Source organism: Peribacillus muralis, from assembly GCF_001439925.1.
Lineage (GTDB): Bacteria > Bacillota > Bacilli > Bacillales > DSM-1321 > Peribacillus > Peribacillus muralis.
This window is the reverse complement of sequence record NZ_LMBV01000002.1, coordinates 305078-318534: the sequence shown is the minus strand read 5'-3', so window position 1 is coordinate 318534 and position 13457 is coordinate 305078. Positions and strand designations below refer to the sequence as shown.

Genomic DNA, 13457 nt, shown 5'->3' with positions numbered 1-13457 from the left:
GTGCCAAATTCGCGAGTAACGCAAGAAATTGACGAGAAGCGGCTCCGATTGGATGTGAAAAACGCGATTTTTATGAGAAACCGCCTCAAATTGGATGCAAAGGATAAACTCTCGAGTAACTGTGTACCTCAGATTGTTTCATTCAACTCTGTATTGATACGTGGATAGGACTACATGTCTACAGTTTGGAGTGTCTGTACATCGACCATTCCCTTCCACTGCACTGTGCATAAAGGGTGGGAAATACAAAGTTTTAGTATGATGGAACCCCAAAAATGCCGTCTGCAAAATGCAGACAGCGTGTCCTTAAAATTGTTATAGGGTTAGGCCGTTTCTTGTATATTTAAGCATTTCATGATCAGTAAATTCAGGTTTTTATTGAGGTCCACCTCATATGGCTCTTTTATCTTTTCCCCATTTTCCTCAAGGATTCTTATCATGGGCCGGTCTCCTATCCCTTCATTTTGAGCGGATACGACCCCTTTTCTCCCATCATTCAGCTCAACCGATAGACCGTTTGGGTAGATGGCAACGGCTCTGCGGAAAGCTTCAATGATCGTATTATCGAATTTTTTCCCGGCTCCGGCATAAAGGATCTCCAACCCTTCATGCGGCAGCAGCGCTTTGCGGTAAACCCGATTTGACGTAACTGCGTCAAACACATCGGCGACGGCAATGATTTTACCATAATAATGAATTTCGTCCCCTTTTATGCCACGTGGATAGCCTGACCCGTCCAACCTTTCATGGTGCTGGTAGGCACAATTGGCAACGATAAGTGAGATGGTATGGATATTCTTGATGAGGTGGAATCCGTAATCGGCATGCTTCTGGATTTGTTCGAATTCCTGCTCCGTTAGCTTCCCGGGTTTACGAAGGATATCCAGGGGGACGAGCATTTTACCGACATCATGCAGGATTGCTCCCAAACCAAGTGTCTCCAAATTCTTTTCATTTATATTCAATTCCATCCCGATTGCCAGTGTGTATAAGGTCACATTAAAGGAATGGGTAAAGATATAATCATCGTATGTATAGACATCCGCCAGTAATGTCATCAATTCTTTATTGCTTTTCAGCTCTTTCATGATGCTGCGGACCAACTGAGTGAACTTGACGTTAGCCTGTTCTATCGTGAACGATGCATCCAGGTTGATTTTGTTCTTCATATTCTGGAACGTGGATTCAATCGTAGTAATGGCTTCTCTCCTAAGCTTCCCGGAAACTGGTGGCATTGGAATAATGTCCTCCGTCCTTGAATCTTGAATATAGACAAAGGGAACATTCAAGGAAACCAGTCGATCGATCATTTTCTGTGTTAATGTTAAACCTTCGCGCAATAAGATATGTCCCCGCTCATTATGAATGTTTTTTCCGAGCCTGGCTCCAGGGCTTAAAGACTTTGTAATAGCTAGCCTCATACTTGTACTCCATTTCCCCATTCAAGATTTATATATCAAAACCGTTTCTTCCTTTATAAGGATTATCGGAAAATATTTTCATAAATGAATCCGTTTAAAAATATTTATTGAAAAATATCCGGGAAAATAGCTGAAATAAAACAAAGGCCCCCTTCTGGATAAAAGAAAGCCCGCCTTTTCAGATCATTTTGATTAATGCCTCTTTGCCTGCCATTCCGGGATAGATGCCCATTGCCTCAGCTTCCCACGTAACCGATTCAAGCGGTGCATCCAAAAGCTCTTCAATCGACTTGACACCGGTGGCCCTGCCTGCAAGGATTTTACGATCACTTAATTTTTCATTGAGCAGCCCCACATCTAACGCACCGCACATTATATACCCTTTTTCGGACGCCACGGCAAGCAAATTCGTTTTCGGAAGTCGGACAGAAATGGCCAAGAATGTATGACTATCTAGTATTATTGGTATCATGCTAATCAAATGATTTCGCCCCTCTCTTCCCCATAGTTTATGAAAAAAGGGCGAAACCGTGAGTTAGCTTTTCGCTTCTTTATATATTCTTTTCAGTTTCCATAATAAGATATCCCGTAGGAATTCGGGTAATAGGTACTCTTTGCGATTGGAGCGCTGAATACTCGGAAAGAAGTGGCCAAATGTGAACATATCAGGTATTGCCAGTTTATAGGACTTGTCAGCGTCTAATTTCTCGCCATTTATCAAGATCGCTTTAACGACCCCGTTCTCCATTTCCTCGAATCCAATTTGATCATAATGCATGACTCCCATGATTTTGCCCCGGAAACCGAAGCCTTTCACCTGGATATGAGGCCACTCCTCATCCCGCGATTGCATGAGGATTTCTTTTAATTCATTCCCATTCACTTCAACGATACACGGATTGATCGGGTGCGGACATATTCGGTGAATATCACCTTTCGTGACTGATCCCTTCGGCAAGCCATCAAGCAGGAGCCCGGCATTTAAAAAGCTGCAATCAGCCTTACTCCATTCCCTTAACGCCTCCCCGAGGATTTTCGTAAGGGTGCTCACTTTGAACCAATCATTTTCCAGCGCTTCCGGTAAGTCCACCACTACCTCGTTAAGCGTTTGGGCACCCGTCTTGTAGATATCTTCAATCCATGAACGTTCAGCCTCGATTTCCGAAAAATCATTGGTATCATAAAGCATGGCAGTCTGTTTGGATATTCGCTTGTCACGATCGATGGTCATTTCTACCTGTCCAACATAAAAACCATATTTTCCGGCACCGCATAGGAGCACATCATTTACCAGCCTCCCATGGTGAAGGATATGATGGGTATGTGCGCCAAGGATGACATCAATCTGCGGAAAGTCCTCTGCCATCCTTTCATCATCGTTGATGCCAAGGTGTGAGAGGATGATGATAACGTCTGCCTTGTTCTTGATCGCTTCAAGCTGTTTCTTTAACTCCTCGAATGGTTCAGTCAGTTCCCAGTCCATCGCAGAGTAAAACTTTTGAAAAAAGGCCGTCAATCCTATCAGCGCAATCCTCGTGCCTTTTGCCGTTGTATGTATCCAATATGGCAGCGCCCAATCCGGACGTTCATGATCCCTGTAATAAATGTTCGCTGCCAGGACCTTGAATTTTGCATGATCATATAAGGAATCCAATGCTTCATGTGGTAAAGTGATTCCTTCATTATTGCCGATAGTCACGTATTGATAGCCCGCTTCATTGAGCAGTTCAATATTTCCTTTCCCCAAGGTGCCCTCAGTATAAGGGTGCCACCGGTCGACATGATCTCCAATATCCAATATGATCGCTTCTTCCCCCGTTTCTTGATGAAGTTGTTTTCTTTCTTTAAGAAACTTATCAATACGAGGCCAATTTTCAAAATGACTATGAAGGTCATTGGTGTGATATAAATGAATGATTTCTGACATCATCTTTCCTCCTCGCTTATCCGGTAATCCCTTGGTAAATAAGTCGTAACCCAATGATTATCAGCACTATTTTCAACATATTCTCCAGCGATGCGCTCTTAAGCCGCGTATTAATCCATACCCCCAATTTCGCACCGAACCATGCTCCCGGAATCAGGGCTAAAGCATATGGCCAATTTACATTGCCGAGCGAAATATGTGTAATCGAATTCGTGATGGAAGACAGGAATACCATGAACATGGATGTTGCCACCGCCATATGCGGCGGAAAAAAGAAGATCAGCATCATGACGGGAACCATCAAGGCGCCACCGCCTATTCCGAATAAACCGGAGCAAAATCCCACGACAAGTGAAATCAATACCGCTAGTAACGGATGATATCCATATGTAAAGGCATGTCCACTTTCATTTTTATACGTTTTTACGATTTTACCTTTCCCAGGCTTGAAGACCATCGGCTTCAAGCGGTTTTTCACCAATAACACGATGGCCATGAAAACCATGAACATTCCAAAATATAAGGAAAAGGCTTCGATATTCAGGCTTTTATTCACATAGGCGCCAATTATACCGCCGGGTGCACTGCCTATGACAAAGATTAAGCCGGCCCTATAATCGACCACCTTATGCTTTACAAACGCTAAAGTGGAAGATAAACCGGTAAAAATCATGATCACGGTTGAAACACCGACCGCAACTTGGGGTGTCAGTTCATCAATTATATGCGTCGATGTTCCAAAATACAAAAGGGAAGGCACAATGATGATGCCACCCCCTAGACCGACCAGAGAGCCGATTGATCCCGCTATTAATCCAATACCTACCAATACTAACCACACCATGTACAAATCCGCCTTTACCTTGTTGTAAGTCAAGCATTCTTAGCTAGCTTGTCTATCATCTTCATTAATTATATATCGCCGCTTAAAACAAACCAAGCTGCTTAGGAGCAAGCCCCTCATATTCTATGTCAAGCAGTTCGATCAATTGCTTGGCATTATCCGCTGCGTCTCCGCCAGAGTTATTATTGAAAAGGACATATACATCCTTGCATTGCTTTTCCAACTTTCTGATATTCGCCACCCAATCAGTCAATTCCCGATGATTATATCGGTATAAATACCTGACCTCCCGCCAATTATCCCCCGCTTGCTTCTTCTGCCAACCATGCAGATTGCGGCCATGAAACCGTATCAAGGTTTTATCTTTATCAGTGGCATGCAGGACGACAGGAACCGAGCCCTCCCCAGCCTGCGGCTCATCACATATCGTGTGAATCCAGCCTTCCTTTTCGATAAATTCCAAAGTTTGCTCGATCATGCCGGGTCTGTACCAGCTTTGATTCCGAAATTCTATCGCAACTGGCATATCGCCCATCTCGAGCTTGCACCAGCGTAAGTAATCGACATTCTCCCGCTTACAGTCAAACCATGGTGGAAATTGAAACAAGACCATCGCGAGCTTACCTGCCGTATCATAAGCTTCGAGAGAATCACGAAAGGCCTTGAACATGTCCTTTTTACTTTCAAATGGAATTTCCCCACGCTGATGTCCCGTCATCCCCTGATACGCTTTAACGACAAATTGAAAGGATGCAGGCGTCTCGGACACCCACTTTTCACTATTGCGCTTTGGCTGAACCGCATAAAACGAGGCATCCACCTCCACAACAGGAAAATGGGCCCCATACTCCTTCAGTTTATCACGCTGAGGCACGCCGCCATCATACAAACGATCATGATCGCCCCAGCCAGTCACACCAACATAAATCATCTGTACCATCACTCCTCCTTGGACAAACTTCCGATCCTATATTTTACCCCCTTAAAGACGCAATAATCTTGGCTTATGCCGACTACCTTCACTTTAAAAACTAAAGAACCTGCCAAGTCTCCCCGGCAGGCTTTCGTATGAATGGTTATGCTCTATCACCTTACAGGCACCCGATCATTCTCCGATGGAGCCTTCCATTTCGAACTTGATCGATTGAAGCTGTCAATCTTTTAAGTCCTTATTTTTTAGTTTAATGATAATACTCTTTTCAGATCGCATCAAGTTTTATGAATCAAGGTCCGGATTGCACAATTTTAAAATTAACAAGCTTCATCCTAGCATATTGTATTTAACTAAATTCTCCAGATAGAATTTAAAATAATAATCATCTATATTCTCTTCAAACTCTGCCGTTCCATGGAACAACTTTGCCCCCACTATTAATGAATTAAGATATCCATCCAGATAATCACATCTAGCTTTCACCTTACTTTCAGAAACATACCGTCCATCTTTACTTTCAAGAACAATATCGATTCTCCTGCCTTCATGTTCATCGATAATCATTTGATTATAATTATAATCGAGCCAGTTTTTTTTCCTTTTACTTTTTTTAAGTGGATGGCGTCGATTGTCCTGCCGTTGTTCTTCATGAAATTTTAACTCATGAGGCAGGAAGACTTTTTTCAACACTTCACTATCACATATTTTGAGGCAAAGAAATATCTTCTCATAATCAAAATGCTCGTCCCTTGGCAGATCAAGAATTTCCTCTTTACTGACCTGCCTTGAACTTTCGCTTCACCCTAGTTACGATCTCTTCTTTATTAAAAACCAAACTTTGTTTATTTTTTAAGTACTTCTTATAAATCTCCTCGTAATTAAAATTCATAATACCCCCCCATTATTTAACAGGTCCCCCATAAAAAGCATGAGCATTTGGCGTTTTATATAGACATGATATAGCAGGGTTATTTTTTAAAAAACACATTCTCATCTTAACCGCCAACTCACGCGTTCTATAATTTTAGTTTAAATTTTTCACAGGAAGCAATCAATATACTTTCTCCAGAAATAAAACAAATAAAAAGGAGACGAACTTTAAAGTCCGTCTCCTCACTAAAGGTAATCTGAATCGGCACAAGATCGCACGCTTCAAGATCCTTGTATTTAATTTACCCGATGGAGCCTTCCATTTCGAACTTGATCAGACGGTTCATTTCAACCGCATATTCCATTGGAAGTTCTTTTGTAAATGGCTCGATGAAGCCCATTACGATCATTTCAGTTGCTTCTTGTTCGGAGATTCCGCGGCTCATCAGGTAGAACAATTGCTCTTCTGATACTTTGGATACCTTCGCTTCATGTTCAAGAGAAATGTTATCGTTCAAAATTTCATTATAAGGAATCGTATCGGATGTAGATTGATTATCCATGATTAATGTATCACACTCAATGTTGGAACGAGCTCCATCCGCTTTACGTCCGAAGTGAACGATACCGCGGTATGTTACTTTTCCGCCTTGTTTAGAAATTGATTTTGATACGATCGTTGAAGATGTATTTGGCGCAAGGTGAATCATTTTTGCTCCTGCATCTTGGTGTTGACCTTTTCCAGCGATAGCGATCGATAATGTCATACCCCGGGCGCCTTCACCTTTTAAGATGACTGCAGGATATTTCATTGTCAATTTGGAACCGATGTTACCATCAATCCATTCCATTGTTGCGTTAGCATCACAAACCGCACGTTTCGTAACCAAGTTAAACACATTGTTTGCCCAGTTTTGAATCGTCGTGTAGCGGCAGTAAGCATCTTTCTTGATGACGATTTCAACAACCGCACTATGAAGGGAGTTCGTCGTGTAGACAGGTGCTGTACAACCTTCTACATAGTGAACGGATGCGCCTTCATCAACAATGATTAGCGTACGTTCGAATTGACCCATGTTTTCAGAGTTGATTCGGAAATAAGCTTGAAGCGGAGTATCCACTTTAACGCCTTTTGGTACATAGATGAAAGATCCACCTGACCATACTGCTGAATTCAACGCCGAAAACTTGTTATCAGTAGGCGGAATCGTTTTACCGAAATGCTCACGGAAGATATCTTCATTTTCACGAAGGGCCGAGTCCGTATCTTTAAACACGATACCCATATCTTCCAATTCCACTTTCATGCTGTGGTAAACCACTTCTGATTCATATTGAGCAGATACGCCAGCAAGATATTTTTGCTCAGCTTCAGGAATTCCCAATTTATCGAAAGTCTGTTTGATTTCGTCAGGAACTTCATCCCACGATTTCTCTGATTTCTCTGATGGCTTAACATAGTAAGTGATTTCATCAAAGTTCAAGCTTTGCATGTCGCCGCCCCATTGTGGCATTGGCATGTTGTAAAAATGCTCCAATGATTTCAAGCGGAAGTCGAGCATCCATTGCGGTTCATCCTTCATTCGAGAAATTTCTTCCACGATTTCTTTCGTTAGACCGCGCTTTGAACGGAAGATGGAAACATCTTTATCCGCAAAGCCATATTTATAATCGCCGATATCAGGCATTTTCTTTGCCATAGCTCGTATTCCTCCATTTCAAATGGCTGAATTACAACAGCTCATTTTCAGTTAATTATTCCTTCAATCCCTTTTCCATGGCTTTCCAAGCTAGGGTCGCACACTTGATTCGGGCAGGGAATTTGGAAACACCTTGTAGGGCTTCAATATCCCCAAGGTCCATTTCATCGTCATATTCTTTTCCTTGGATCATTAAAGAAAAAGTCTCGGACATCGCTAGAGCCGTATCAACGTCTTTGCCCTTAATCGCTTGAGTCATCATCGAAGCCGAACTCATCGATATCGAGCAACCATCACCATCGAATTTAACATCGCGAACTATGCCATCTTCAATCTTCATCGTTAAACGAATCCGATCGCCGCAAGTTGGATTGTTCATATCGATCGTCATGCTGCCATCCTCTAGCATGCCCTTATTACGTGGTTTCTTATAATGATCCATAATGACTTGACGGTAAAGTGTATCTAGGTTATCAAAAGACATTGCTGAAATACTCCTTCGTTTTAACAAGCCCGGACACAAGCTTATCAATATCTTCTTCCGTGTTATAGAGATAGAAACTTGCTCTTGCTGTCGATGACACGTCAAGCCATTTCATCAATGGCTGTGCGCAGTGATGACCGGCACGGACAGCAATTCCATCTGCATCTAGAACGGTAGCGACATCATGTGGATGTACGTCATTAATATTAAAGGTAACTACCCCGGCACGCTTTTCTCCATCTTTTGGACCGTAAATGGTCAATCCTTCAACTGCAGACATTTTCTCAATTGCATAAGACGCGAGTTTATGTTCATGCCGTTCAATATGATCCAAACCGATTTCTTCGAGGAAATCGATGGCGGCGCCTAGGCCGATGGCTCCGGCAATGATCGGGGTTCCGCCTTCGAATTTCCACGGAAGTTCCTTCCATGTAGACTCTTGAAGACCTACAAAATCAATCATCTCACCGCCGAATTCAATCGGCTCCATTTTTTCAAGAAGGTTTTTCTTGCCATATAATACGCCGATCCCAGTCGGTCCGACCATTTTATGCCCTGAGAAGGCGAAGAAATCACAATCCAAATCACGAACATCCACTTTTAGATGCGGCGAGCTTTGGGCCCCGTCCACTACCATAACGGCATCGTGTTCATGAGCAATTTTTGCGATTTCCTTCACAGGATTGATGACACCTAAAACATTCGAAACCTGCATGATCGAAACGATTTTCGTTGCATCCGTAATGGTAGCCCTCACATCATCAAGGGAAATCGTGCCATCCTCTTGAAGTGGAATATACTTCAGCACAGCGCCTTTTTCTTTGGCAAGCTGCTGCCACGGAATGATATTACTATGATGCTCCATGTAAGAGATGACGATTTCGTCACCCTCTTTTACATGAGCTCCACCGTAACTTCTTGCTACAGTATTTAAAGAAGTCGTCGTACCTCTCGTAAAGATGATTTCTTCTGTAGAAGAAGCATTAATGAATTTACGCACCTTTTCACGTGCACCTTCATACGCATCCGTAGCTTTTGTTCCAAGTGTATGCACCCCGCGGTGAACATTCGAGTTGTAGCCGCGGTAATATTGCTCCATCGCTTCAATCACTACAGCCGGTTTTTGAGAGGTTGCAGCACTATCCAAATAAACTAATGGCTGACCGTTGACTTCTTGATCTAATATCGGAAAAAGCTTACGAATTTCGTATGGATTCATTACTGTACTTTCCTTTCAATGACCGCAACTAATTGTTTTCTAACTCCTTCAATTGGAAGCTGCTTAACAACAGGGGCCAAGAATCCGTGAATGACAAGTCTTTCTGCTTCTTTCTTTGTAATACCACGGCTCATTAAATAATACAGTTGAAGCGGGTCAACACGACCGACAGAAGCGGCATGGCCAGCTGTTACATCATCTTCTTCAATTAAAAGGATAGGGTTCGCATCTCCGCGTGCTTTTTCGCTCAGCATCAGTACCCGTGATTCCTGCTCGGCATTGGACTTTGTAGCACCATGCTCAATTTTGCCAATTCCATTGAAAATCGTGGAGGCACTATCCTTCACGACGCCGTGCTTAAGGATGTGTCCCTCGGATCGTTGGCCGTAATGAATGATGGCAGTGGTGAAGTTTTGCTTTTGCTCCCCGCGTCCTACTACGACTGATTTGGTATCCCCGTGTGAGCCATCGCCCATTAGGTATGTTATATTATCCGTAATCGTATTACCGTCATTCATAAGACCAAGGGCAAATTCAATATGTGCATCACGTGCTGCCACGCCACGGCGGTTAACATAAGTCGTAAAGCCTTTTGACAGGGTATCGACCGCTCCGTATTCCACTTTCGCATTTGCATTGGCAAATACCTCGGTTACGATATTGGCAATCCCTTCATTAGATTCAACACTCGAGAAATAGTTCTCTACATATGTTACCGAGCTATTATCTTCGGCGACGATCAATACATGGTTGAAAAGTGTAGCATCTGGATCATCCAATAAGAATACCGCTTGGATCGGCTCTTTGATCTCTACATTTTTCGGAACATAAAGGAATGCTCCTCCGTTGACTAATGCAGCATGCAATGCCGTCAAACGATGTTCATCTATTTTAACGCCGTCTTTCATGAAATATTTTTGCACGAGGTCAGAATGATCACGAGCCGCCGTGAAAATATCAGTGAAAATGACGCCTTGTTCCTTCACGCTAGCAGACAAGTTGATATGTGCCGGTGTGTTGTTACGTTGAATGTATAAGTTACCATTTTCTTCAATGATGGATTTGATTTCTTCCGGAACCTCAGCCAATGAAGCAAAAGCCTCACTTTGAACCGAATGGGTCTTGAAGGAAGTAAAGTTCCATTTGTCGATTTTCGTTTTATCCGGCTTTGGCATCGGAAGCTCTTCCAGTTGCGAAAACGCTTGGATCCGAAGCTCTGAAAGCCAGGCTGGCTCATTATTTTTAGTTGAATAAGAGCTGATATCCTCTTGTTCAAACGGTAATTTCGTTTCTGTAGTCATTGCAAATCCTCCTACTTACGCTTCTTCGCCAACAGTTTCGTCTTCAATGCCCAATTCTTGTTTGATCCAATCATAACCTTCCGCTTCCAAACGGGCAGCAAGTTCAGGACCACCTGATTTTACGACGCGTCCTTGCATCATTACGTGTACATAATCAGGAGTGATGTAATTTAATAGACGTTGATAGTGAGTGATGATCAAGCAGCCAAAGTCTTCTCCGCGCATTTCGTTGATTCCTTTTGAAACGACTTTAAGTGCATCGATATCAAGTCCTGAATCAATTTCATCCAAAATTGCAATTTTAGGTTGAATCATCATTAATTGAAGAATCTCGTTACGTTTTTTCTCTCCGCCGGAGAATCCTTCATTTAAATAACGTTGAGCCATATCTTCGTCCATTTCAAGGAATTCCATTTTTTGATCCATTTGACGGATGAATTTCATCAATGAAATTTCGTCGCCTTCTTCACGGCGTGCGTTGATCGAAGAACGCAAGAAGTCAGCGTTTGTAACACCACTGATTTCACTTGGGTATTGCATCGCAAGGAATAGGCCGACACGAGCGCGTTCGTCGACTTCCATTTCCAAAACATCTTCACCATCGAATGATATGCTTCCGCTAGTTACTTCATACTTAGGGTGACCCATGATCGCAGATGATAAAGTGGATTTACCCGTTCCATTTGGTCCCATGATCGCATGGATTTCTCCACCTTTAACTTCAAGGTTTACCCCTTTTAAAATCTCTTTACCTTCAATTGATACGTGAAGATCTTTAATCGTTAATGTAGAAGCTGACATAATAATACCTCCGTGAACTAATTCCTATTTTATTACCAGAAAGTAAAATTTACTTTCTCTGCTATATTCTTGGCAAAAAGCATTCTCACTTTATTCTCATTCCAATTTTATAACAAATCCAAACTAGAATCAACTAATATAGAGCAGGTTACCACTTCTTGCATGGTGAAAATGTTGAAAACTTGTCCTTTTCTTAGGATACTAACAGTTATAGCCCATTTCCAGCAAAATAAGACTTCTTTTACCCGTTGGTTAAAATTATCTTATTATTCGGTGAATCTTCATTCTTACTAATATATGAACGTTCCGCTTCTAAAAGAAAAAATCGGTCTGTCAGGCATTATGTAAGTTACCCCAATAAGGAAACCCTTATTTTCTGGACCACTTATCATTTTACCTCTACAGACCGATCTTTTAAAGAATTCTTTTTATATGCCTAGCCGTGAATTTTGCGTTGTAGGTCCAGGACCATTTTGTTGCACCTTTCATGTTCCCTATCTCGTTGTTTCTCGACCTCGATACGGAGGTCTAAGTTTCTACTGTACTCACTGTAGCCAATCCCATGTGAAGACTGCATCGCCTTTTCCATTTCGCTTGTTACATGTAAATCTAGAGTATTGATAGTGAACCATCCTTTCAATTTGTGTAACATTTTATTTCTTTCATTATTCCTTTACCCTTCACTTTCATGATTAAACATAAAAAGTAAATACAGTTTTGGAGGAGTTGTACATCGTCCGTTCATTGCACCGCGGGCGGTCGGGGAGAGAGAAACGGCCTCAAATTCGATGCAAAAACCAAATTCGCGAGTAAATGGTCCAAATTCACGAATAAAACGGCTAAATTCACGAGTAAAAGCCAGAAACTCACGAATAAATTTATCAAATTCACGAATAAACCTCCAAAATGGTGAAGTAAAGCAGTGATTATACGAAGAAACCGGGCAGAATTCGCGAGTAACGCAAGAAATTGGCGAGAAACGGCCTCAAATTCAATGCAAAGCCTAAATTCGTGAGTGAAATTTCGCCTAATCAAAAAAGGCTTCGGAATGAGACCATTCCGAAACCTTTTTGTTTACAACCTAATTCTATCAGGCCGTCATTCTTGAATCATTTTTCAGCTGGTACAACCGCACCTTTGTATTTCTCAAGGATGAAGTCTTTAATTTCTTTGGAGTGCAATACTTCAACAAGCGTCTTGATCGCTTTTTTGTTTTCATCGCCTTTGTTTACAGCGATGACATTCACATATGGCGATTCGGATTTTTCAATTGCAATTGAATCTTTCAATGGATTCAATCCGGCGTCGATGGCGTAGTTGGAGTTGATCAACACGGCATCGCCTTCGCCGCTTTCATAGATTTTTGGAAGTAATGCCGCTTCATATTCAGCATCGAATGTAAGGTTTTTCTTATTTTCGACGATGTCTTTCGTTGTAGCAGTCGTTTTATCGACGCCCTCTTTCAACTTGATTATGCCATTATTTTCCAATAGAGATAACGCACGCCCGTGGTCAGCAACGGAGCTGCTTAGAATGATTTTTGCTCCTTTCGGAAGCTTATCGATGCTTTTATATTTTTGTGAATATAAACCGATCGGCTCGATATGAATAGCACCCGCATTGACGAAGTCATATCCATTTTCTTTAATTGCCGACTCTAAGAATGGTAGATGCTGAAAGTAGTTCGCATCCAATTCCTTATCATTTAACGCCTTATTCGGTAAAACGTAGTCCTGGAATGTCTTGATTTCCAAATCAATTCCTTTTTCTTTAAGAAGCGGTTTCGCTTCCTCAAGGATTTCTGCATGCGGAACATTGGATGCCCCTACGACTAATTTTTCCGATTCTTTTTTTGTATCACTGCTGCTTTTGTCCTTATCGCTTCCGCAAGCTGCCAAAGCGATCGATAACACTAAAATCAACGCAAACCCTAAAAACTTCTTCATCTTATTCATC

General features: G+C 42.0%; 12 protein-coding genes. All 12 read right to left on the bottom strand.

Translation table 11 applies throughout. The features are described from left to right. Positions 1-323: 323 nt before the first annotated feature. The 12 genes from ASU00_RS03840 to ASU00_RS03780 all read right to left on the bottom strand — a co-directional run bounded on the left by ASU00_RS03840 (position 324) and on the right by ASU00_RS03780 (position 13447). Positions 324-1421 carry an HD-GYP domain-containing protein gene (locus ASU00_RS03840; protein WP_057912112.1) on the bottom strand — a complete coding sequence of 366 codons (1098 nt, stop codon included), beginning with the start codon at positions 1419-1421 and terminating at the stop codon, positions 324-326. Positions 1422-1599: 178 nt separating this feature from the next. After that, positions 1600-1893, bottom strand: a complete 294-nt coding sequence (locus tag ASU00_RS03835; protein WP_377364188.1) for a YunC family protein — start codon at positions 1891-1893, stop codon at positions 1600-1602. Positions 1894-1956: 63 nt separating this feature from the next. Next, positions 1957-3348 (bottom strand): bifunctional metallophosphatase/5'-nucleotidase, encoded by a 1392-nt coding sequence (locus tag ASU00_RS03830; RefSeq protein ID WP_057912110.1) that lies wholly within the window; start codon positions 3346-3348, stop codon positions 1957-1959. Between the two features lie 16 nt (positions 3349-3364). Then, positions 3365-4192 (bottom strand): sulfite exporter TauE/SafE family protein, encoded by an 828-nt coding sequence (locus ASU00_RS03825; RefSeq protein WP_057912109.1) that lies wholly within the window; start codon positions 4190-4192, stop codon positions 3365-3367. An 82-nt stretch (positions 4193-4274) separates the two neighbouring features. Next, the gene (locus ASU00_RS03820) at positions 4275-5123 is read right to left on the bottom strand and encodes a DUF72 domain-containing protein (RefSeq protein WP_057912256.1); all 849 of its coding nucleotides are present in this window, start codon (positions 5121-5123) and stop codon (positions 4275-4277) included. A gap of 330 nt (positions 5124-5453) precedes the next feature. After that, on the bottom strand, positions 5454-5816 hold the full coding sequence (locus ASU00_RS03815; protein WP_057912108.1) for a hypothetical protein: 363 nt from the start codon (positions 5814-5816) through the stop codon (positions 5454-5456). Between the two features lie 482 nt (positions 5817-6298). Continuing rightward, positions 6299-7696 carry a Fe-S cluster assembly protein SufB gene (gene sufB / locus ASU00_RS03810; RefSeq protein WP_057912107.1) on the bottom strand — a complete coding sequence of 466 codons (1398 nt, stop codon included), beginning with the start codon at positions 7694-7696 and terminating at the stop codon, positions 6299-6301. 55 nt (positions 7697-7751) lie between these two features. Beyond that, entirely contained in the window at positions 7752-8180 is a 429-nt protein-coding gene (gene sufU / locus ASU00_RS03805) for a Fe-S cluster assembly sulfur transfer protein SufU (protein WP_057912106.1), read from the bottom strand. After that, entirely contained in the window at positions 8170-9399 is a 1230-nt protein-coding gene (locus tag ASU00_RS03800; RefSeq protein WP_057912105.1) for a cysteine desulfurase, read from the bottom strand. Before ASU00_RS03800 ends, sufU begins: the two co-directional genes overlap by 11 nt. Continuing rightward, complete coding sequence (gene sufD, locus ASU00_RS03795; protein ID WP_057912104.1) at positions 9399-10700, bottom strand: Fe-S cluster assembly protein SufD; 1302 nt, start codon at positions 10698-10700, stop codon at positions 9399-9401. The genes ASU00_RS03800 and sufD overlap by 1 nt, the downstream gene beginning before the upstream one ends. A 15-nt stretch (positions 10701-10715) precedes the next feature. Continuing rightward, positions 10716-11501, bottom strand: coding sequence for a Fe-S cluster assembly ATPase SufC (gene sufC / locus ASU00_RS03790; protein WP_057912103.1), 786 nt, complete (start codon positions 11499-11501; stop codon positions 10716-10718). 1109 nt (positions 11502-12610) lie between these two features. Next, a complete protein-coding gene (locus tag ASU00_RS03780) occupies positions 12611-13447 on the bottom strand; it encodes a MetQ/NlpA family ABC transporter substrate-binding protein (RefSeq protein WP_057912101.1) in 837 nt (278 codons plus the stop codon). Positions 13448-13457 lie beyond the last annotated feature (10 nt).